Origin of the sequence: Aeromonas sp. R1-2, from assembly GCF_040908505.1 — a bacterium.
GTDB lineage: Bacteria > Pseudomonadota > Gammaproteobacteria > Enterobacterales > Aeromonadaceae > Aeromonas > Aeromonas veronii.
In genome coordinates, this window is record NZ_JBFODU010000032.1 from 1 (window position 1) to 22,090 (window position 22,090).

Sequence of the window (22,090 nt, forward strand, 5' to 3'; positions counted from 1 at the left end):
CCCAAGCGCCGTCCTATGCCCCACACCTCGTCCACCGGGGTGATAGCCATCAGCCGGGCACGGCGCAGCTCGTCACGCAAGTCCACGACGCCGCCCGTGGCAGGCCACTTCTTGGCTGCATAGTTGGCCAGCTTGGCGAGGGTCTTGGTGGGGCCGATCCCGACCCCGACCGTGAGGCCGGTCCACTGCCACACTCGCTGCCGGATCTGTTGCCCATAGGCGGTGAGGTCCCCGGCAAACGACTCCGACAACGCCATGAACGCTTCATCGATGGAGTAGACCTCAAGCTCAGGGGCCATGGTCTCCAACGTGCTCATCACCCGGCCAGACATATCGCCATAGAGCGCGTAGTTGGAGCTGAATGCCACACCGCCATGCGCCTCGAACTGCTCGCGGATCTTGAAGTAGGGCCCGGCCATCTTGATGCCCATCGCCTTGGCTTCGGGGCTGCGCGACACCACGCACCCATCGTTGTTGGAGAGCACCACGATCGGGCGGCCACGCAGCTCAGGGCGAAACAGCCGCTCACAGCTGGCGTAGAAGTTGTTTACATCAACGAGCGCTATAGCCATCACGCTGCCTCAGATTGCCAATCACATGGGTGACCACTCCGAACAACTCCAGGGAGAGGCTCATGCAAGGGTCGATAGGCGCGAACGCCGGATTGGCTGGCAGCAGCCGCAGCCTCGGCTTGAGCTGCAAGGTCTTTACCGTGAAGCCGCCATCGAGTAGTGCAATCACCACATCACCATGGCGCGGGGTGAGGCTCTTATCGACCACCAGCAAGTCACCGGGAAAGATGCCGACCCCGGTCATGCTCTCCCCCTCGGCACGCAGATAGAAGGTTGCTGCAGGGTGGGCCACGCAGTGGGTGTTGAGGTCCAACTTCCCTTCCAGATAGTCGCTGGCTGGGCTGGGAAAGCCACAAGAGGCGCGGTGCAAGAACAGCGGGATGGTCACCTCGGCGGGTGATGGGTCTGGGGTTAACAGCTTCATGGCAACAACACCTGTATTTATATACAGGCATTATAGCGCGCCACCTTTGAACCAGCGCAAGTCTTGCAAACCAAGAGTGGCGTACCTTGGTCTCACTAGACTCAAAAATGCTTTTCAATAGTACAAAATACGTACGTTTTATCTAAATAAATCAGGCTGCAATCAATACATGGCAAGTAGTTTGTTGGCTGACAACATCTTCAGCATGTCGATGCACTGCTTTGCAATGCGCATCCCTATTGCTCATGGGAACGATAGCAGTAATGGCTTGACGGACAGTATGCAGGAGGATCAGCGTTTTGAGCTTAGTGCTGCTGGATATCCTGTGGCTGCAAGCGGTAGTTGAGTGGTTGGTCTGGGATATGTTTGGGATTTCGGCAGCCTTAGGTGGTGTTGGATGAGCTACCAAAGGCTGCCTGACTTTTGAACGGTACGGTATTTCAGAGGTGATCTTGCCTATTATTTTAAACAAGAAGAAAATTCTATAACGTCTCCTAACGAGCCAGAGAATAAAATTTTCTCTACACGCTGTTCATCTTCATAATAAAATTCTACGAGTTCGTATGTAGAAATATCTTCATTTTCAAAAACAACAACCCCTCTATTTAGAGTTCCTTTGATTAACCACGCTTGATAAATCCAATCTGCTGATAATCCGATCATGCGAAACCGAGCATTTAATGCGTCAAGTATTTTTGAATTTTCCATGATTTACTCCATTATCATAGGCAACTGTATATAAATAGAAGGCTGATGTCATTTTTAACTATTTATTCAAAGAAATGCCCATCATTAAATTGATGGACGCTACGATAGATATAAATAGTGAACTGTATTAAGTCTTGTTTTTAGACTTTAATAAAATCGGTTTCATCATCTTGGCTACAGCTGCAAACACAGGGACAACAACCGAATTACCGAATTGCCGATATGCTTGCGTATCGGAGACTGGTATTCTGAAGTTGTATTCTCTCGGCTGTTCAAACCCCATCAATCTGGCACATTCCCTAGGCGTAAGACGGCGTGGGCGCTTTTGCTGGTTTTGTTCATTATTGAAGTCTACCTCTGCCAGCTGCATGTCCCAGCCACGATCAATCAGGATTTCTGAGCCATCCTTGTGATAGCGGGCAGATAGCGTTCTAGCAACGGTTGCAGGATTCTCAGGATTGACGAGCCCGTAGCCAAAGCCATTACCTTTTGCTTGGTGCTTCTTGGCGTATTGATAAAGATACGACCACAGCTTGGGTGTCAGGATGTATTTAGGATCAAGCTGCTCAACTGGTTCAAGCAAGTCAGCAAAAGTAACTCTCTTTGCAGGAAATAACCTGGATATCTCCTTTAGTGAAAAACCTTCGTGCAGATTCAAATCCTTCCTGAAACCCACGAGAACAATACGTTCTCGGTGTTGTGGAATAAAATGTTTTCCATCGATAATTTTGGGATCATTTGAACCATTTACATCAAGGTCCGCGATCCAATAACCCAGTTCTGTCAGAGCCTCTTTGATTACTCTGAAGGTATTTCCCTTATCATGACTTTTAAGGTTCTTGACGTTTTCCAAGACAAACGCAGTTGGCCGCTTGGCATCGATGATCCTAGCGACATCAAAGAACAGGGTCCCTTGGGCCTCGCATTCGAAACCGTGGGCGCGACCAAGCGAGTTCTTTTTGGATACTCCGGCTAAGGAAAATGGCTGGCATGGGAAACCAGCCAGCAGAACATCATGATCTGGGATCTCCTTGTCAATATGAGCATAAACAAAGTCACGGTTTTCATTGTCCGGCATAGTGATTTCACGGATATCCGAGTTGAACTTGTGATGTTTCTTGTCGCAATACCAGTTGGCCTTGTAGGTCCTGACTGCTTGTTCGTTCCACTCGCTGGTAAATACACACTGGCCGCCAATATCCTCGAATCCTTTGCGGATGCCACCAATGCCGGCAAATAGATCGATAAACTTGAAATCGTATCTTCCGTGATGCTCGGGTGGTGAAGGCAACAGTCCTTTAAGCATTTCGGTTTCGTGATGAGTCAGTGGCTTTTGTTCAACTTTTCCATTAAGCCAGCGATTGAGTGCCTCGCGGGTCCACTCGCTGTCGCCCATTTCACGCAGCTTCTCCGCGATTTGTTTCTGATCATAGATTTCAAGGACCATCTCCATCAGATGACGGTCTTCTTTGAGGCTAGGATTTTGATAGTTCTGGATTTCATCCAGAGAGCTGAGTTGCAATGCACCGTTCATGGTTGAATCCAGTCTTTAAAAATTGTGCGGAGTCTATCACTCATTTGACCCAGAGGCACAATGTCCCTGTAAGGAAAAACAGTGCTTTTGTCGTAGAAGTCCCCATTCCATAGTCAGAGTCGATATACCACTGGGGGGTCTGAGACCTTTTGCTTCCTTGGCTCTCAAGAGGTTTTTGCTTGTGAGTAGATTCCGCAATTGACAGCTATAGCCACTGTACTCCTGAATTTCCCCACCCTTCGATTTAAACAACAAGGCAAGACGAAGCAGGTTTAAGGGGTTGTTTTAACTAAAAAATAGGCCACATCACGGTTTCTGATGAGACATATCAATTCTAAATCTTTAGAATGTGTCGCATGGATTTGTGTCGATAAGCAGAGATGGACGTTTGTGTAGAGTGATTTCAATAGGAACTATCCCTGCAATAGGATAAAGAATGGTTTACACGGTTCACGACGGTTTGATTCTCGCTGACAGGCTCCCTGTGGAGCCCCTTCAGCTGTTCAAACTTGGTAAATTCACCGTTCTGATGGATGGCAACGAAATCGATTTGGTCGTCTCGCGCCGTCCTGCTGAGTTGAGTTTTAGATTCAACCCCGATGTCTCCCCATGCTTTACTCTGCATTTCAGGGATGCCTTGCTTGATGCTTGCCAAGTGAAAACCGTAGCGCAACACGGTTATTTCATAGCTGACAACAAACGGGTCCATTTTGTCAGCGACCGTCTGCGGCAACATGTGATTGCCGCGGTCAACGAGCTGCATTTGCCTCGCTTGCTCAGGCTGCTGCGAGAATTGCGCAGGGAAGGCCTGATCAGCGAAATTCCGGTTGCCCTCGTTGACCGCTTCAGGGCCAAGAAGCAAAAGGCCTGCACTCACGGCAAGCTATTCGTACGCGAGCTCTACCCTTACCAGCAATATGGTGTTGAGTGGTTGGTGTTTTGTGCTAGCAACGGCATAGGGACTCTGCTCGCTGACGACATGGGCCTAGGTAAGACCGCGCAGGTTATTGCCTTGTGCTGCGATCTTCTGCAGAACAATCCGGATGGCCGCATTCTGATCGTCGTCCCCAACCCCCTGCTGGACAACTGGGTCAGAGAATTCCGTTTTTTTGCCCCAGAGCTACACCCATATTTGCACTACGGACCATACAGGGAGGGTTTGAGCACGGCGCTGGAAAAGTACAACATCATTGTGACTCCCTTCACCACCCTGACTTCCGACATTGCGATGCTGGAGGAGCTGTCTTTTGAGCTCGTTCTCTACGATGAAGCCAGCATGCTGAAGAATCCCCGCTCCGGAAGATCGCTGGCCGCAAGACGGCTTAATACCTTTGCATCCGTGGCTATGACCGGCACGCCAGTTGAAAACAGTCTGATGGATGCATGGGCACTTTGTGATCTTGTTTTCCCCAACTATCTGGGCGACGAGCAGGACTTCCGGTCACGGTATGTTCATCGGGACATTGCCGACACAATCGAAACTAATCTTGATGAGCTTGAGCAGAGTCTGCGGCAGATCACCCTAAGACGCATGAAGAAGGATGTCTTGGCGCAACTGCCAGAAAAGATCGATATCCACACAGCGATTACTGCAGGTGAGCGGGAACGCAAGAATTACGATGCCCTCATCAATGAAATACAACAGGATGCGGCCAAAGGTGGTAGCGGCATCCTGCAGTTGATCAACAAGCTCCAGCAGTACACGGCGCACCCAGCGCTGCTCGATGCAGCAATACCCCGCGATGTAAAATCACTGGCAGCCTATAGTGCCAAGTTTGAACTGCTGCTAATGACACTGGATGACATCGCTGCATCGGGTGAAAAAGTGATCATATTTGCCACGTTCCAGAAGGCAATTGACTTGATCCACTCGGCCATCCGCGAAAAATACGGTGTGACAGCCGGTGTCATCGACGGGCGCACGCCCAATGAAGAACGGCAGCCCCTTATTGACGTTTTCTCAGCTTCTGCCGGCTTTTCAGTATTGTTGCTACACCCGAAGACTGCTGGCATGGGGCTGAACATCACTGCAGCCACGCATGTCATTCACTATTGCCGGCAATGGAACCCTGCTCTTGAAGCGCAGGCAACAGCCCGCGCTTGGCGGAACGGACAGCAATCTGTGGTCAGTGTGCACTATCTGTATTACGCGGACACCATCGAAGAAATGATCGATGAACGGCTACGACTGAAGCAAACCTTAAGCGAGCAGGTCGTGACCGTCACCGGACACAAGGAAACCGATAAACAGCTGATGCTGGACTACCTGGAATCACTCACGAAATGACAAGCATGGACCTCCAAGAAGACGACTTCCGCCCCTCCGCAGCTAGGCTGGTAGAAAGCCTGCGGGACACCGGTTACAGCGAAAAGGCGGCCTTTGCCGACATAGTCGACAACTCGATCGCCGCAAATGCCACCAAGATTTCCATCGAACTGCAATACCTGATGGGAGAATTCAGGGTCATCATTACCGATAACGGCGAAGGCATGACGGATGCCGAGCTGAAAAATGCTATGCGCTATGGCTCCGACAAGCGTCCTAACCCGAAATCGCTTGGCAAGTTCGGCATGGGCCTGAAAACTGCCTCGACGGCCTTCTGCCGTCGCCTCGTAGTCCTCTCGCGCAAGGAGGGCGACAACGTTGGTCGCAGTTGGGATCTGGACACCATTTGCAAGAAAGACAAGTGGGAGCTGGAAACGCCGGACCACGATGACTATTACGAGGACTTCGAGTCACTTGAAGCGTTTGCCGGCGATGCCGGTACCATGATCATTTGGGAAAAGATCGACCGGCTGGTCAAGCAAGGCAGCGATAAGCAAGTCGTCAAGCAGATCAAAGCACTGGGCAAGGAGCTGGAGGATGAGCTGAGTGCCGTTTTCTTCAAGTTTCTTGCAGCCGGTGAGGTAGCGATCTCTATCAAGATTATCGACGAGCCTGACATCCAACTGAAAGGGTGGGACCCATTGTGCTCTGGCCTAGTCACTGCCAGCGATGCTCGCCCGCAATTGCTGAAAGAAAAAGCGGTCCATGTGTTGCTCGACGACAAACAGCATGGATTTACCATCAAGGGCAGTTTGATTCCCTCGCAGAATGATCTTACTGCCGAAGAGCAGGCCGCTGTTCGATACGGTTTGGACAACCAAGGTTTTTATATCTACCGAGAAGGCCGGCTGATTTGGCACGACGGCTGGCCCCATCGCATGTACCAGAAAGAAAGCAAGATTACTCGGCTACGGGTGGTACTTGATTTTACCCACGAACTAGACGACGTCTTCAGCATCGATTTCCGCAAGAGCCGCGTCATCATCCCAATCGATGTGCGCAGAGAGCTGCAAAGCCTGATCGCACCATGGCGGCAGGCGCTTCTCAGTGCACAATCAAAACGCACGGACAGCAACGGTTCGGATACAGGTACCCCGCGACATGGTCCAGCGAACAATGCAATCGGCAAGCAGGATAGCCATACCAAGAATGCCGATATCAAGGTGGACGGAGAGTCGGTGACCATCCGTAACCGGAATCAGACCAAGCCCGTGCTGCTCCCTGGTATCCGCGTCTATGGAGACAAAACAGTCCGCGTTCATGAAGAGGACTCACTTACGGGGGACAGCCTGTGGGAACCTTCGTGTGATACGGCAGGCAATACCTGCGTCACGCTGGGCAGGTCTCACCCCTACTTCGCAAAGATGTATAACGTCTGCAAGGACAACGACGAGGCCGTCAAGGCGCTGGATATGCTGCTGTGGAGCTTGGCAAACGCAGAGCACGGTGAATACTCTGAAGCCAACCAGCACACCCTGAAAGGATTCCGGCACAAAGTCAGCGATACCCTGCGCTATCTGAGTCTTGAACTACCAGATCCGGAGGAGGACGTCGAATGAGTTACCAATACGACCTTGCCGACTTCAAACGCTACCTGCACGATAGGAACAGGGCTTACCGCGTTGATGGCCTGATTTTCTGGCAGAACAGGATCCCGCTCCCGATAGACCTGTTCAACCGGATTTTCGATGAGTCAGACCAGATTGTGACCGACTATATCTACCAGCTTGCTGCCAGCACCTTGGCATTCAACAAGGCGGGGGCATTCGAGGAAAAACTGGGGCATCCGGTGAGCGACCTGCCGACGGACAAGCTCGAACAACATTACGCTGTGTTGTCAAGCTGGGTGGTGGCTGAGCTGCCCGATAGCTGCAGAATTGTCCGCATGACTTACGAAGCTGCGGAAATACTTGGAGTTCCGGAGTTCGAGTTTTCCCGTGACCGAGTAACCGCTGCGTTGCTCCATCAGGGGAAAAAGTATGCCCGCCTGTTTATACCAAGTCCTGTCAGGGAGTTGATAGAGCGGTTTGCGGGGTGTAATGCCATCGGACAGGACAATACCGACATGTTCGGCAACATCATCGCCGACCGGTACAACATCTACCGTTCAGGCTTTAGCGATGCGCTGGCCATAATCTTTAACGCCCTTCTGGATTTCCGCCTGTTGTTTTCCGGCAGCGGTAACCGGCTGCAGAAGATCAGCGTGATTACGTCGATCCCGACAGACCTTGACGTCCGCTTTGCCACTACCACCGATGGCTCGTTGTGGGAGCCCGGCTATGAAGATGACCATTACGTCACCATCAATAACAAGCATCCCCTGATTAGGAAGTTGTCGCAGGAGGTGTCTCCTGCTCTGGCTGAGTTGCTATTCTTCCTTGCCGAGTTCGAGAACTCACAGTTTTCCGACCAGAACAAGAAGTTCATCGAGAACATGCGGCAGGCCCTTTCTAGGGAACTCTGGATAAAACACGACTAGAAAAACAGATTCGGGATAATGTCACATGCTTACCAATTTTGCTTTGCTGAGAGCTTGGTTTCCAACAGAAGATGATGCCGAATGGGATTTCGATGAAATCACATTTGATGAGGAAACAAAGAATAGTTTTTCATCATTGAAGCAGTATGATCGGAAGATCAATTTTTTCGGGCACTCAGTCAAAGTCATGAACAATGAAAATAACCATTGCTACATGCCGAGTCAGAGTTTTCTCTATGCGCTAAAGCTAAGGCCCGCCTTGATTCTTCTCAATAAATACAAGAAGGTTTATGACGAGTTACGCAGCGTTAAAATTTCTGGAAAGAAAATTACCCAGAAACAAATTGTAGACATTATCCAGAATAGAAAAAGCAACGTTGCACCGCTAGACAAGCTTGATCCACATAGCCAGCAGACTTTCTTTGACTTGCTTGATCCCAAAGATGAGGACGCAGGTAGGAAATTCATAAACGGAGAATCTTTCAGGATTGATGGGTTCGACTCCGCCATCCTCAAAATGATACCGGTTCCAGACACTAATGCTTCCGAATTGGCAAAATTGCTTTTGGGTATCAGCGCAGAAGAGAACATTGCAGCGTTCAATCTGCTTTATCAGAAATACAGCCATGCGATCCCTTGGATGTTCCGGACTTCTGACTCGGACGAATTCATGTTCCGCGTGATGTCCATACTTGGCTGGGAAGGCCAGCTGGATGAGTTGCCGGACACCGAACCGGTAAGCTGGGGTGGCATTGCCGATGCATTACTGACTCGTCCGATGCCTGAACCAAGCAATGACCGCTACTTTGGCGCACCTGTCCACTACCTTGCCAGCAGCAAGAAATACATTTTCGTTAGGAAAGGCCTGCTGGATGCGAAAACGCTGAATACCATATCAGCAAGTGTTACTGCATTATGGCCCGGTATGTGTGTCCGACTGCGGGGCGGTATGTACTACGTGGAGTCGGAAAAACGCCGTCGCATGACTGGGCCTGCCATCCTCGGTGGCATAAACTGCATCTTCTACGGTGCCCCCGGTACTGGCAAGAGCCACAGGGTGCACAACGAATGCAATGACAGCTCCGACAAGTTCGTTACCGTTTTCCATCCGGACACCCAGCATGCCGACTTTGTCGGTTCCCTGAAGCCCGTTACCGAAAGTGGCAATGTTGTCTACCGCTTCAGAGCAGGGCCTTTCACCGATGCACTTGTCCATGCCCTGCTAAACCCTGATCGGAAAGTTACTCTGGTCATCGAGGAAATCAACCGCGCCTCTGCAGCGGCAGTTTTCGGTGAGCTGTTCCAATTGCTGGATCGCAACCCTGACGGCGGGAGCACTTACAGCATCCGTGCTGCCGACCCTGACATGCTTGGCTACGTCAACCACGAGCTCAAAGATAACGGCCTTCCCCCGCTGGATGTGCTCCGGATTCCAGCCAACCTGTCGCTGCTTGCCACCATGAACAGCAGTGACCAGGCAGTTATGCCGCTTGATACGGCATTTAAGCGGCGCTGGCGCTTCGAGTACCTGCCAATCGATTTCAGCGTCGCAGGTATTCCGCAGATCACGATCACGCTTGCAACAACCAGCGGTCCCATTACTCTCACTTGGCCGGCACTTGCCAAGTGCATTAATGCTGCACTAGTAGAATGCGATGTGGCTGAAGACCGTCTGCTCGGTCCGTTCTTCCTGAGCGCCAAAGAACTCGAGGATGAAGAAAAGGCCAGATCTGCGCTGGGAGGCAAACTGTTCATTTACCTGTGGGATGACGTACTGAGACACCACGGGCACGACCGCATCTTTTCTTCTGCCTACAAGACCTATGGCAAGTTGTCTGCAGACTTCAGGGCGGGTCAGCCAGTTTTCTCGTTGCCTATTGAAGAGGCACTGGCGAAAGCTGGGTTGAAAGTTGGTACGGCAGCGGAAAGCTTGACCCCAGATAGCGGAACGGCACACGATGCAGCCGGCTGATATCCTATATCTTTCGGACCGCATGCTCGTGAGCAATTCAGATATTCCGGATGGTGTGACGGAAGAGCTGAGGGAGCTTGGGTTGGTTGATCTAGATAGCAAGAAAATAAATTTCTGCGGCCTGCTCAGGGTTGGCTGCAGGCTTATCGTCTTCTTGCCACGCAATAATGCCGGCTCGCTAGAGCCGGCAGATCGTTCGGCGTATTACCTGCTCCGCGCCCTTGTGAGGTTCTACAGAACACGGGATAGTGGCATGCGGGCCAATGATCATGGGACGATGGTCACCGGCGGCGAGTCGCTTTCCCTTGCCGTGGCTCTCATCGAGGACTACTTGGCAAGCGGTCTGTATGTTCGTCGTGCCCGCGTGCGAACGACCAACAATGGCAAAACCAACTGGCCGAGAACCATCGCCCGCAATACAGCGTATCCCAGTGCAGGCGGACCAGTGTATCTGGACCTTTCCACCACGCGGACACATTACAGTACCGACTGCATGACTGCGCGGATACATGCATCAGTAATGCGGGAGGTGCTGTCTGCCTATGGCATGTTGTGGCTGGGCAGAACCAGCGTAGTGGACCGGAAACTGGCAGGCATGCCCGCACCAGTCGGCACACCAGATGCGTGGATAAGGTTCCTCGGCAAAGAGTTGCAGCTGAGCTACTCGGAGAGAGACATTTTCCTGATCCGCAGTCTGATTGCATATCTCAAAAAGGAAAAAGGTACTATTCAGGGACCGTTGCTGGTAGGCGTTAAAAAGTTTCATGGCCTATGGGAAGCTATGCTGGATGAATGCTTAATCGGCAAGCTGACAGTGAATGATCGCTTGCCGGTACCGGCCTATCTCACAGGCGATGGCAAGATGGAGCTGGTTGCTGGCAAGGGGCAACGGACCGACACGGTTCTGCAGGAACCAGGCATGCAACATATCGCTGTCATCGATGCCAAGTATTACGACGCACGTTCACCACAAAGTGCACCGGGCTGGCCGGACTTGGTAAAGCAGTTTTTTTACCTGCAGGCCATCAAGCATCTGTACCCGAGGACGCACATTTCCAACCACTTCATTTTTCCGGGAAATGGGGAGGGAAACCTGAAGACGGCTTTTGTTGCAGAACGGGACAGCAAACCAGCCGACCCTTCTAAGGGTCCGTTGGGGTACGGCCCGATACATTGCCATTACCAAGATCCGCTGGCGTTACTACGTCTGTACGCAACTGGGGAAAAGCTGGCAAACCTAACCAGAGAGATTTTCGACACCGGCGCAGCCGTGCCCAGTGCCACCAGTCCTAGGGTTTCTGACCCCTAATTGCTGCCGAGGTTGCTGCGACACTCGCCATGTCCCTGCAATTGCAGCGGAAAGGCTGGCTCGTGCAGATTGACTGCTGGCGTGCACAGTGCTACCTTCGCCCGGTTAAAAACCGGATAAGGTTATCCCTAGATGAGCAGTCAGAATAAACCCCAGTACATCAAGTCGCTGAGAGACAGACTCGGTATTGGCCGTACAGAACTTGCCAACCTGCTGGGTCTTGGCGCCGCAGGCGAGAGAACGATACGGGGTTGGGAAGAAGAAGAGCATGAGCCTTCGGCAGCCAAGTGGCAAAACATACTCGCTCTGGAAAAAAAGATGGATGAGTATCTTGCCAATGCCCCGTTCAGCCAACGTCAAGAAGATGGGCACGACTTTACCTTTATCGACCTGTTTGCTGGCATTGGCGGCATTCGTCTTCCATTCCAGCAACAAGGTGGTTGTTGCGTGTTTACATCGGAATGGGACAAGTTTTCCCAAAAAACCTACCTAACCAACTTCGGGGCCATGCCGCATGGCGACATTACCAAAATCGCTGCCGCTGACATACCAGATCACGATGTCCTGCTGGCCGGTTTTCCTTGCCAAGCTTTCTCGCAGGCCGGTCTGAAGAAGGGTTTCAGCGATACCCGCGGTACGATGTTTTTTGAGATCCAGCGCATCATGGCAGCAAAGCGTCCCAAGGCGTTCCTGCTTGAAAACGTGAAACAGCTGCAGGGCCATGACAAAGGACGGACGCTTAAAACCATCCTAGATATCCTGCGTGGTACGGACACGCATTCAATCCCTGACGATGTACCCATGAGTGAAGATGCTCGCCAAGCGTTGTCCGAGAAGCTGAATTACTGGGTCGATTATCGTGTACTGAGGGCTGGAGATTTCGGTGCACCGCAAAATCGCGAACGGATTTTTATTGTCGGCTTCGATAAAAATTATTTTTCTGGTGTCGATTTTGACCAAGTTTTTCAGTGGCCGGTGCCTCCAATGACACCTACACGTGTCGGCGATATCTTGGAAAATCTGGACAATTTGGCGCCTGCCGATGATAAGTACACCATTTCCGATACGTTATGGGCCGGACATCAGAAGCGTAAGGCCGAGCACGAAAAAAAAGGAAATGGCTTCGGTTACTCTCTCTTCAATAAAGACAGCCCCTATACCAGTACGATCAGTGCCCGCTACTACAAGGACGGCTCTGAGATTCTTATTGATCAGTCCCATTTGGGAAAAAATCCGCGAAAATTGACGCCTCGTGAATGTGCGCGGCTACAGGGTTTTCCTGATTCATTTATCGTTGATGCCGTATCGCAAGGGCAGATCTATAAGCAGTTCGGTAACTCCGTGTGTATGAATGTGATCCGTGCCATAGCAGAACAGCTTGTCAGAGCCATGAAAGCTGCTGAAAAATGATCAATCCGCATAGCATATCTGTGCTCAGCTGCCGAGTTCCTTGAGTTTGTGGTAGCACATAGAATCTCTAGAAAATGAAAGACCCCAGCAGGCATCAAGCATGTTGGGGTCAAAGGGCGATCGGTTTACGCTGAGTGACGTTAAGTTGGTCGTCGGTATGGCTCTAGCCATGGCGGCGACTTCTCGCATCACCGGTATTCTCGTCTTATGTATCTTCTTAGGGTAATGGGTCGGTTACCACTGTAAAGCCTCGATGAGTACAGATACACTGCAGGTTGGTGAGAAAGTTGCCTAGTACGAGGGGTTGCTCGGTGAGCGGAACTGGCCCCGCTTGGCAACGCCAAAAACAGCGACGCTTGGGGTCGATGCAGATTTCATCTCTTGGTTGACTCATGGTGCGCCAGTCCTCAGCATTGGTGAGGGAGAGCAGTTGCCACTGCACGCCAGACCAACGAACTTGTAAAGTAATGATGCTGGTTTGTGGGCTATGCGGTGTCAGGTGCAGCAGCCAGCGCTGACCACTGCGGGTGGGGCTTATCTTGGCGTTGGCGGCGACTTGTCCCAGCCACTGACGTGAATAGTGGGAAAGCGCTAATTCTTGTCTCATCGTGTCCTCCTAATCTCCAGCGACCGTGACGCTGAAGCATTCCAACCGGCAGTAGGCAATGAAGTTGCACTGCCAGATATCGAACAACTCCCGCGCTTCGGCCAGTCGCAGGGGTCCCCAGCCCAACATGGTGTGTTCCCCATCGAGGAAGTTGAAATCGAGCGCCTTGCAGAGCTCGGCATCCTGGCCGAGCCCTTGGTAGCTAAAGTCGGTGACGTAATCGAACAGCCAGCCATCGAGCCCACGGATCAGGCGGATCTCGACCGGGTGTACGCCGCCTTGCTCGGCGCTGTAGCCGGGATTGCGAAAGTTGAAGGTCAGTTGGGTTAAGCGCTCAAGGTTGAGCTCGGTGTTAGCGACCTCTTGGTTGAGCAGAACCAACAATGCTTGGGTTACGGGCAGGGCAAAGCCGTCCCGGAAAAAGGGAATGGTCATGGTGTTTCCTCATTGAGTTCAAGCAGGGGGGGAGCCCCCTGCTTGTGCTTTGAAGTGATGGGTCAGTCGTTTAACCAATCCCACAGCTTGCTGACGCCATAGGCTGCGACGGCACCCACGGCAAGGGGGGCTAACAATGGGGCTGTGGCAATACCGGTCACCGATACTACAGTTGCAGCTGCGCCACTACCGCCAGCCGTTGTGGCTAGGGTGCTGGCAGCAAGTCCTGCCGTTGCACTGGTGGCCGCCTTGCCTAACGTGTGACGAGCGACTTCGGCAGCCACCACCGTTGCTACAGCGGTTTGCAGCAACCTAGGGGGGCGCACAAGCCCTTCGATGCACCAGGTAACAAACTGCTCGCCACTGGCAAATGGTTGGCCTTGCTCACCTTCATTGAGTCGGGCGTAAGCCCGCGTCAGGCTTTCCTCTCGACTGAACAGGCGTTGGGCATGGGGCTTGACCTCAATAGCGCAGTGCTGACTGAATTGCGCCAACGAGGTCAACGTCAGTTGGCCTGAGTGCTCTCCAAAAGTTAATGGTAGACAGTGAATGACCTGGTCATGGCCAACAAAGAGGCCATGATGATGGCCTTCAGGCTGCGGTGTTACCAAGTGATCGCCGATAATGAAATGTCGTGTCATGGGGTGATGCTCCTCATCAAGGGTTGGAAATGAAAAAGGGCGTCACCATTACGGTGACGCCCTTTGGCTTTGTTTTTCCTGAGCGGGCTACTTGCCGCTCACGGTGATCTTCAGTGGTTGGTAAAACTTGGGTGTGAAGGTGGAGATGGGGAGCCGGGTAACTTGGTTATGTGCAAAGACCTCGGTCGCCTGAATAATGGCGATGGACTTGGCTTGCTCAACCTGTCCGCAATCAACTTCCGTAAAACCACCACCATAGCGTGTGGCGGAGCTCCCGCCGAAGGGTTCAACCTCCAGCGTTGACTCGGCCAGCGCTTTGCCCTTTTTGTCATTAAACTGCAGCGTGATATACAACCGCCCAAACTCATCGGCTCCCCCACTATCTAAAGAGAAGTGATACGCGCAGACGCCCTGGTTGGCGTAGACGGTGTCGGTGTGCTGGATAGAGAGATAACGTTGTTCTTGGGCACTGCAGGCGATGGCCGAGAATATCAGCGTGGAGGCCAATAAATACCGATGTATGTCTTTCATAGAAATCCTCGTGACAATTACTTTCTCTTAAACCACTTAGTTATTTACGCCCAAGGTATCTGAATATTTCTTTGCCATTGTAAAAGCCAACCAGGTCTTCCTCATTCTTATACTTCTTATTTGGTTGAAATTTGACAACAGTGCCAGGTCGACACATATCTTTCAGTGAAATATTGAATTTTTCATCAGGCGTAATTGTGTAACCAATGGCAATTTTCTGTGGGGAGCCCGCAGTGGCGATCCAGCCCCACATGCCTGCTTCACACTCACCGAATGGCTGACTGCGAACAATGACCATTGAAAGATTACTGATTTCAGTTGCGATACATTTTCTATTTAACTTCAAATGGGCGTTACACCAAAATGGTTTCCCTGTTTTGTCCTGCACTAGTGCAGGCAGAAAGCCTGTGAACGGCTCTGCTGCCCGTAGTGATAGACTTCCAGACATAAGCGTTAGTAGTAAGCAGAATGTCAGCTTTTTCATTTTTTATCTCACCGAATAACTATTATTAAATAGAGGCGTATGGCTATCACGAGGAATGGTAAACCACACTACTTTTCAGTTGCTCTGAGATCTGAGTATGCGTTGTACGCTGGAGATACTGATCCCCGTGCGCTTGGCAATTTCAGATCTGGGTAATCCTTTGGCAACCAGTGCAAGAACTTCATTACCTTTTGCCATTGCAGTAGGCTTACGCCCCTTATAAGCACCTCGGCGCTTGGCTAACTCAATACCTTCAGCTTGCCGCTCCAACATCAATTCTCGTTCAAAGGTTGCGATAGCACCGATCATGGTGAGCATTAACTTGCCGGTAGGCGTTGAGGTATCAATCCCCAGATTTAATATCCGCAATGCAACTTGCTTGTGTTGTAGAAATTCTGATATCTCCAATAGGTGACGAGTATTACGAGCCAGACGGTCCAGCTTGGTAACCATCACCACATCCCCCTCCTTCACATAATCCAAGAGGAGAGCAAGTTGTGGCCTATCATCACTGGCACCGCTAACCTTCTCTTGGAAAACCTTATTGCATTCGGCCAGCGCTCGAAGTTGAACTTCAAGGCTCTGACCTCCCGTACTAACACGTGCGTAACCTACCAGTGCCATGGTCTCCTCCCGGTCAATAGGGCAAGGTACACTGACCCCCATGGTCAAAAGTCTCGAAGAGACCTTCTTGACCTGAAAATGGAGGGAAATAGATGAAATGAGTGCCGATTTCGTGAGTGTCACTAGGGCTTGATCTATTGACTCCAAACTAGCGATGGAGAGAAATAACGGGACGCTTTGTGATAAACGTCCCGTCGTGATGGGTAGCAGAATATTGTGCTACTGATTGATTTGATTGGATGTAACAAGATGCCAACGTAAGTTATTGGCTTTGTGGCTCAGGCGTAGGTGGTGAAGAGGCCGCGTTTTTACCCAGTTTACTGGTCAGGGGCGAGGAACGAGGGCTGAGGCGTTTTGGTGCTGTTACGGTTGCCAAAGGCTGTGAGGTGGAAGATGACGCTATTATTTCTGGCTCAGGATAAAACTCCTCCAGCAGCATCGGCACCTCTTCATCAATATCCTCAAACTGGCCGTTACGCAGCAGCTCGCGAGCAGCTTGCTCCATCTGGTCGATGGCAAGGCCTGCCTCTTGGTCACGCAGGGCCGCCTCCTGTGCGAGCCTGACTGCCTCGGTCAGGTTGGTCTCTTCCCGCAATGTTAAATCCACGTAGTAGACTGGTGTGCGGTAGGACTGGGTGGTGCTCTTGGCCCGCAACCGCAGGGTGAGCGGCAGATAACGGGTATGGCCACCGCTCACAGCCTCCAGATACTTGAGCCGTGCCGCTAGGGTGCGTACCGAGTTGTAGCCGGTGGTGCGGAAGATAAAGCTGCCCAGCTCATCCCCTTGCCCTTCCACAAACAGGTTCAGTCGCCCGTACAGCTTGCAGCCCTGTTGCCCAGCAAAGGCGCAGCGCTCTGGTCCAGAGCAGCTGACCTCCTCCATGCCTTGCGCCCCCACGCGTCTTGCCACCTCCCCATTCCCGACACAGAGCGGCCTGCCGGTTTGCCGGTCAAAGGCGCTGTATTCCGCTCGCAGGTTCAGGTCGCTGTCGTTGAACAGCACCCGCACCGGAATGGCGCGGATCTTGGTTTGCTCCTGCCCTTGGCCACTTTTCTGCGATGAGTAGTGTTGATGCAGGGGATGGAGTAACCATCCCCCTTTTTGTTGTACCTGGGTGGTGAGGGTGAAGCTGTCGTCCTTCTCCGGCACCCACTTATCCTGTTTTTGCACCAGCTTGCCGATGCAGATCCGCCCGATCACGGGCGGGGTGATCGCCAGTCCTTTGATCATGGTGTTTGCCTCAAGGGTTGAATGGTGAAACGGCGTACGCCGGGCACCGGTTTAACGTAACGGGTGAGCAAGTCGGGATGATCCTGTCCGAGCTTATCGAGATCCGGTGCCAGCCGGTCTTTACTGCGCTTCCAGGTGATCTTGCCGTCGGCAAACAGCCCGGCTGTCGCTTCACCCAAGGTGGCTTGCAGCCGCTGTTTGAGCTGTGACTCCTGCAGCTCGACGGCTTCCTTTTGCTGACGCAAGCGCAGCAGCTCGCCAAACAGCTGGTTGAACTCGGGAGAATCGGAGAGATCCACCGTCTGGCCATCGTCACGCGGAAACAGCCAGCTCAGGGCATTGGCGGCATCGCTGGAGCCGTCAGGCTCGGGCTGCTGGTCTTGTTGCACCATCTGCCAGAACTGCGCCTCCCGCTCGGTGAGATCTAGGATCTTCTCCTCATCGCGCTCGATGCGGTAAATCCGAAAATCCTGGCCGCCGATCAGCACTGCCACTTCGGCCCAGGCATGGCCGGTAACGGCCAGCTGATGCAGTACCTGACACTGGTAGGCCACCGGCACCCCTTCCTCCCACTGGGGGGCGCTGTGATAGCTGGCGGTCTTGATCTCCAGAATGCCAGGCCCATCGGGGTGGCCGACTACCTCCCGATCGAGGTTGGCGAGCATGAAGGGTTGCTCGGGGTGTTGCAGCACCGCATTGACCCGGCGCACACGAAAGCCGGTGCGTTTGGCGTAGACCTGCGCCAAGACCGGCTCTAGCTCAATGCCCCACAGCACCGCTGCCTTGTGGGAGATATCTTCCGGCTCCTTGCGGCCAGTCTTCTCCAACCATAGGCTGAGCGGGCATTTATAGGGGGATAGCCCCACTGCCACGGCGGCATCGGAGGAGCCAATGCCGAGTTTGCGGATAGCGAGCCACTGCTCGCGGGTTAATTGGGTAGTGGAGGCCAGCCGCAGGGCTCGGCCGTATTTGGCTTTTGCTTTCATGACTATTCCTTGTTGACGGCATAAATGGCTACGCCCGGATTGGCTTGTGCCAGTCCGGGTGAGTTCGTTATGCGGTTTGAATGGGAAAGCGGAATTACTGCAGCAGAGTGAGTGCCTGATTCAGGGCTTGGGATTTGAGTTGGGCGCCCTGACCAAACCAGGCGGAATCAAGCCGGTGATCTTGGCTGCGGGCTCGGCGGTGGTGATCCACGTATTCGGTGACCGCATTGACCAACCCCCAGGCGGTATTGCGGTAGCTGGCAAGCTCTGAGCCCATACCCGCGCCCTGATAGAGCTCATGCAGCCGTTGTACCGGCTTGGTGAGAATGATGCTCTCCTCATCCAGCGGTTGCGCCAGCAGGTCGCTGAAAAAGCGCAGCGCTTCTTCAGGGGCCACGGGTCTCTGTGCCAGCGCCTTGGTCTGTGCCTTGAACTCATCCCAATGGGAGAGTCCCAGCCCGAGGGACTCTTTGACCGCTGCCGCGTCGAACTGAGTGGAGTGGGGCACCTTGATGGCTCCGGTAGCGCCGCGCAGTGCCATCTGCAGGGTGTTGTTGCAGACCACTCGCAGCGAGGTGAACTGCGCCGTGGTGCAGAGCGTGCCGTCGCAGCTGGTCGCCAGCAGCAAATAGGACTTTACCAAGTCATTGCCTTTGAGTTTTAGATCTTGGCCGGTCTTAGCGAGTGCCCACAGCTTGCGGCCACCTTTGAGCGAGCCTGCTGTTTCCAGCTCAAAGCCACCGGCTTCCACTAGGTCTTGATAGAAGTGCAGTACCTCATGAGGCTGTACCACGTTGTAGCGACTTGAGACCACCGACAGGGGGGCAAGGGTATCGGAGCGATAAAGTACCTTGCTGTCGCTGTAGGGGCGGATATGTAGTGCATCGGAGGCGACGTTAAACATCACGTCGCTCTGCTCGATGGTCCAATCCATCCCGGCAGCCTGTAGCCAGATATCGAGAGATTGTTGCGGGGGTAAAACATTGCCAAGGCCATGCCAGGGCGTTTGACCGGTGTAGGCCATCGTATCGATCAAGTGAGCCATGAGAAATCTCCAATGAAAAAGGGACTGCACAGAGCAGTCCCTTGGGTAGGTTCATGGAGATAATATATATCTGAAATTAATTGAAATGAGACTCATTTAACCCTGTTGCTTGTAGCTATGGAATGCGCGCTGTGGTACCCCGTGTGGTACCCCAGGCCAAAAACGACCAAGGGGTTGGCATCGTGATGATGCCAACCCCTTGTTTTATATGGCGCTCCCGACTGGAGTCGAACCAGTGGCCTGTCCCTTAGGAGGGGACCGCTCTATCCTGCTGAGCTACGGGAGCTGTGTGGCGGGCATTATACAAGAAGCAACTCCCTTTTAAACCCTTGATTCTTATTCCAATACTGCCAAATCCCCGTTCTGGATGTTAAACGGCGAATATTTGTTCTGGCTGCTGATGATGGCGCCATCGTCGAACACCTGCACCACTTCGAACAGGCCGTCGGCCGGGTTGCGCATCATGCGCGATTTGCCGTAGGGGTCGATAAAGTCGGCGTTGTGCTGGATGCGGAACTGGTCGCCGAGCTTGACACCGTTGCGCCGTCCCAGATTGATGTAGGGGCCGCGTTCGTTCTGGCCGACCACTCTTGCGGTGACCGGGGCACAGGTGAGCTGGGCTACCAGATCCTGAGCCGCCTGTTGCAACTGGTAGTTGACCTCCTGGCCATAACTTGACTGCCAGAACTGGCCGCTGCTGCTGCCCACTTGCTCCCGCTTGCCAAAGGTCCAGGTGGCGCGCCCTTCGTAGACCTTGCGGTTGACCAGACTGCCGTTGATGCCATCGAACAGGTAGAGCTGCATGCGAAAGTTGCGTACGGGATCCTCATACCAGCTGGTCAGCTGGTTGCCCTGCGGCTCGATGGAGAGATCATCGATGCTGCCGAGCACCAGATACTGACTGTCGGTGCGCAGGCTGAGCGCCTTGATCTCTTCGAGGGCACTGCGATCCCCCTGTTGCAGATGCAGCGGATCGATGCGCAGGTTTTCATCCAGCCACTGGCGCACCGCGACCCCTTGCGGCGCGTTGGCGAGGGTTTCGAATAGCCGGCGCGAGAGGTTTTCCGGCATGTCGTCCATGGCGCCGTAGCTGGCTTGGTCCGGATAGCGCATCCGCAGCCTGACCAGTGTCAAATCCTTGGCGAAGTGCTGGGTCTGGCAGATCTGGCGCTCGGCCTGAATGTCGGCCACTAGCGTGATATACATGCGGCCGTTGCGCACCTCTTCCCGCTTGAGCCGGTACTGGCGAATGTCACCGCCGGAGCGGATCTGGATCTGCTCGGATCGCAGGCTGCCATTTTCCAGACGCTGGACGCTGGAAACAGCCGCGCCGCTGGCCAGCAGCGCCTGACGCAGGGCGTCGCGGGTCGCCTGCTCGCGGGCATAGACCTCATCGCCCCCCAGAATGGCGGCGCTGCCCTGCGCTTCGATAAGCTCGGCTCGGGCGCTCAGGCTGGCCAGCAGCAGGGTCAACAGCAGCGGTAATTTCATAGCAGATACCTTGAGTTGGCGGGCAGCCGCGCCATTTTGAGGAAATGGCACCTGCTGGCCGACATGGATCACAACACGTTCCAAGTGGCAGCGCACGTTGGCGCTGACGATGACCATTAAAAAGCAAGAATCATGCCTTATTCCCGGCTCAAGCTTTGTCCGGCGCGTCCGATAATAAGTCAGGTGCAGATACAGGAAAGGTATCCATGAACAAACTCATCACGGCGTTGGCGCTTGCCCTGGCATTGACCGGGTGTGGCTCCGACCCTATCAATCGGGATCAGGGTGACCCCCGCCAGGCGGCGCAGGGGATGGAGCTCAACTGGCTGGTGGCGCGCATGACCGATCAGCTGATGGAGCGCAAATCGCTGACCACCCTGACCGAGCCCATCGCGGTGGCTTCTTTCGTCGATCTCGATACCCTGCAGGATACCAACTGGATGGGGCAGCAGATTGAGGAGAGCTTTATCTACGAGCTCAACCGTCGCGGCGAGGTGGTGGTGGACTTCAAGCTGACCGGCAGTATCAAGGTGACGCCGCAGGGGGACTTCGTGCTGAGCCGCAACTACAAGGAGCTCTCTTCCCGTTTGCCGATCTCCCGCATTCTGGTCGGCACCTTCAGCCGCAACAGCAAGGGAATTCAGGTCAACGCCCGCGTTATCGACATGCGCACCAAGATGGTGGAGACCACGGCCCAGAGCCTGATCCCGCAAAAATATCTGTTCGGTGCCAACAATTCGTTTGGTCGGGCATCGATCAATCGCGGTTATCTGATGCGTGACAGTCAGGCCCGGCCGGGCGGTCATCTGGTCAACCTGACCCCGTGAGGAGCGAGTCATGAAGATCCTGTTTGGTTGCCTGTTGGCACTCTTGCTCACCGGTTGCAGCTACAACCGGGTGGTGGATTACACCCAGGGTGGCAAACCCGATGATTTTCCGGTGCTCAAGGCGGTGGGCTATGCGGTGATCGACATCCAGCCCGGCCCCTCCCAGTCGGAGAAGATGCTGCAAGCCATTCGCGCTTCCAAAATGGATGCATATCGCGAGCTGGCCGAGCAGCTCAATGGTCAGCAGGTGCGCGGCCAGAGCAGCTATCGTGACCTGACCCAGACCTCCAACTCGCTGGATGTGTCGGTCGCCGGTGTGGTGCGTGGTGCCCGGGTGGTTGCCTCTTATCCGCGCGGCAATACCTATGCCACCGAGATGGAGCTCGATACCCGTGCCCTCTACAACATCAACCAGCTGATGGCCGGTCAGTTCTGAGTTGATGGGCTTGCCGTG

The 22,090-nt window shown here is 53.4% G+C and carries 22 protein-coding genes and 1 tRNA gene; 8 read left to right on the top strand and 15 right to left on the bottom strand.

Annotated elements, in window-relative coordinates; genetic code table 11:
• The 4 genes from AB5Y76_RS12605 to AB5Y76_RS12620 form a co-directional block, all read right to left on the bottom strand.
• On the bottom strand, positions 1 to 572 hold a 572-nt coding region (locus AB5Y76_RS12605), incomplete at its 3' end, for a Y-family DNA polymerase (protein ID WP_368177732.1).
• Positions 553 to 996, bottom strand: coding sequence for a translesion error-prone DNA polymerase V autoproteolytic subunit (gene umuD, locus AB5Y76_RS12610; RefSeq protein WP_025327594.1), 444 nt, complete (start codon positions 994 to 996; stop codon positions 553 to 555). The genes umuD and AB5Y76_RS12605, both read right to left, overlap by 20 nt.
• 459 nt (positions 997 to 1,455) lie before the next feature.
• Positions 1,456 to 1,704 (bottom strand): hypothetical protein, encoded by a 249-nt coding sequence (locus tag AB5Y76_RS12615; RefSeq protein ID WP_236341050.1) that lies wholly within the window; start codon positions 1,702 to 1,704, stop codon positions 1,456 to 1,458.
• A gap of 127 nt (positions 1,705 to 1,831) precedes the next feature.
• Entirely contained in the window at positions 1,832 to 3,238 is a 1,407-nt protein-coding gene (locus AB5Y76_RS12620) for a DNA cytosine methyltransferase (protein ID WP_263717424.1), read from the bottom strand.
• Between the two features lie 436 nt (positions 3,239 to 3,674).
• Between AB5Y76_RS12620 and AB5Y76_RS12625 the strand changes: the two genes are divergently transcribed.
• The 6 genes from AB5Y76_RS12625 (at position 3,675) to dcm (ending at position 12,734) form a co-directional block, all read left to right on the top strand.
• A complete protein-coding gene (locus AB5Y76_RS12625; protein ID WP_263717425.1) occupies positions 3,675 to 5,525 on the top strand; it encodes a DEAD/DEAH box helicase in 1,851 nt (616 codons plus the stop codon).
• Between the two features lie 5 nt (positions 5,526 to 5,530).
• Positions 5,531 to 7,123: an ATP-binding protein gene (locus AB5Y76_RS12630; protein WP_263717426.1), complete on the top strand. Its 1,593-nt coding sequence runs from the start codon at positions 5,531 to 5,533 to the stop codon at positions 7,121 to 7,123.
• Entirely contained in the window at positions 7,120 to 8,043 is a 924-nt protein-coding gene (locus AB5Y76_RS12635; protein WP_263717427.1) for a hypothetical protein, read from the top strand. The genes AB5Y76_RS12630 and AB5Y76_RS12635 overlap by 4 nt, the downstream gene beginning before the upstream one ends.
• A 25-nt stretch (positions 8,044 to 8,068) precedes the next feature.
• Entirely contained in the window at positions 8,069 to 10,015 is a 1,947-nt protein-coding gene (locus AB5Y76_RS12640) for an AAA family ATPase (RefSeq protein ID WP_263717428.1), read from the top strand.
• On the top strand, positions 10,002 to 11,324 hold the full coding sequence (locus AB5Y76_RS12645) for an LlaJI family restriction endonuclease (protein WP_263717429.1): 1,323 nt from the start codon (positions 10,002 to 10,004) through the stop codon (positions 11,322 to 11,324). Before AB5Y76_RS12640 ends, AB5Y76_RS12645 begins: the two co-directional genes overlap by 14 nt.
• A gap of 132 nt (positions 11,325 to 11,456) precedes the next feature.
• Positions 11,457 to 12,734, top strand: a complete 1,278-nt coding sequence (gene dcm / locus AB5Y76_RS12650) for a DNA (cytosine-5-)-methyltransferase (protein WP_263717430.1) — start codon at positions 11,457 to 11,459, stop codon at positions 12,732 to 12,734.
• A 217-nt stretch (positions 12,735 to 12,951) separates the two neighbouring features.
• Here dcm and AB5Y76_RS12655 read toward each other — a convergent pair whose 3' ends face one another.
• From AB5Y76_RS12655 to AB5Y76_RS12705, 11 genes are all read right to left on the bottom strand, one after another.
• Complete coding sequence (locus tag AB5Y76_RS12655) at positions 12,952 to 13,341, bottom strand: hypothetical protein (RefSeq protein ID WP_263717431.1); 390 nt, start codon at positions 13,339 to 13,341, stop codon at positions 12,952 to 12,954.
• Between the two features lie 9 nt (positions 13,342 to 13,350).
• Positions 13,351 to 13,776: a DUF2787 domain-containing protein gene (locus tag AB5Y76_RS12660; RefSeq protein WP_263717432.1), complete on the bottom strand. Its 426-nt coding sequence runs from the start codon at positions 13,774 to 13,776 to the stop codon at positions 13,351 to 13,353.
• Positions 13,777 to 13,838: 62 nt separating this feature from the next.
• Complete coding sequence (locus tag AB5Y76_RS12665) at positions 13,839 to 14,417, bottom strand: lecithin retinol acyltransferase family protein (RefSeq protein ID WP_263717433.1); 579 nt, start codon at positions 14,415 to 14,417, stop codon at positions 13,839 to 13,841.
• Positions 14,418 to 14,504: 87 nt separating this feature from the next.
• Positions 14,505 to 14,948, bottom strand: coding sequence for an IrmA family protein (locus AB5Y76_RS12670; protein WP_263717434.1), 444 nt, complete (start codon positions 14,946 to 14,948; stop codon positions 14,505 to 14,507).
• A gap of 40 nt (positions 14,949 to 14,988) precedes the next feature.
• The gene (locus tag AB5Y76_RS12675; RefSeq protein WP_080722331.1) at positions 14,989 to 15,432 is read right to left on the bottom strand and encodes a hypothetical protein; all 444 of its coding nucleotides are present in this window, start codon (positions 15,430 to 15,432) and stop codon (positions 14,989 to 14,991) included.
• A 75-nt stretch (positions 15,433 to 15,507) separates the two neighbouring features.
• A complete protein-coding gene (locus tag AB5Y76_RS12680) occupies positions 15,508 to 16,056 on the bottom strand; it encodes a recombinase family protein (RefSeq protein ID WP_043124758.1) in 549 nt (182 codons plus the stop codon).
• A gap of 262 nt (positions 16,057 to 16,318) precedes the next feature.
• Positions 16,319 to 17,287, bottom strand: coding sequence for a hypothetical protein (locus AB5Y76_RS12685; RefSeq protein ID WP_075114250.1), 969 nt, complete (start codon positions 17,285 to 17,287; stop codon positions 16,319 to 16,321).
• A complete protein-coding gene (locus AB5Y76_RS12690; RefSeq protein WP_075114251.1) occupies positions 17,284 to 18,273 on the bottom strand; it encodes a YqaJ viral recombinase family protein in 990 nt (329 codons plus the stop codon). Before AB5Y76_RS12690 ends, AB5Y76_RS12685 begins: the two co-directional genes overlap by 4 nt.
• Positions 18,274 to 18,367: 94 nt before the next feature.
• Positions 18,368 to 19,318, bottom strand: a complete 951-nt coding sequence (locus AB5Y76_RS12695) for a DUF932 domain-containing protein (RefSeq protein WP_263717435.1) — start codon at positions 19,316 to 19,318, stop codon at positions 18,368 to 18,370.
• Positions 19,319 to 19,527: 209 nt separating this feature from the next.
• Positions 19,528 to 19,604 (bottom strand) — tRNA-Arg (locus AB5Y76_RS12700).
• A 50-nt stretch (positions 19,605 to 19,654) separates the two neighbouring features.
• Complete coding sequence (locus AB5Y76_RS12705) at positions 19,655 to 20,809, bottom strand: flagellar assembly protein FlgT (RefSeq protein ID WP_019446850.1); 1,155 nt, start codon at positions 20,807 to 20,809, stop codon at positions 19,655 to 19,657.
• A 206-nt stretch (positions 20,810 to 21,015) separates the two neighbouring features.
• On the opposite strand from AB5Y76_RS12705, the gene AB5Y76_RS12710 reads away from it, so the two are divergent.
• The gene (locus tag AB5Y76_RS12710; protein ID WP_263717436.1) at positions 21,016 to 21,636 is read left to right on the top strand and encodes a FlgO family outer membrane protein; all 621 of its coding nucleotides are present in this window, start codon (positions 21,016 to 21,018) and stop codon (positions 21,634 to 21,636) included.
• A gap of 10 nt (positions 21,637 to 21,646) precedes the next feature.
• On the top strand, positions 21,647 to 22,072 hold the full coding sequence (locus AB5Y76_RS12715; RefSeq protein ID WP_005349622.1) for an LPP20 family lipoprotein: 426 nt from the start codon (positions 21,647 to 21,649) through the stop codon (positions 22,070 to 22,072).
• The last annotated feature ends 18 nt before the right edge of the window (positions 22,073 to 22,090 follow it).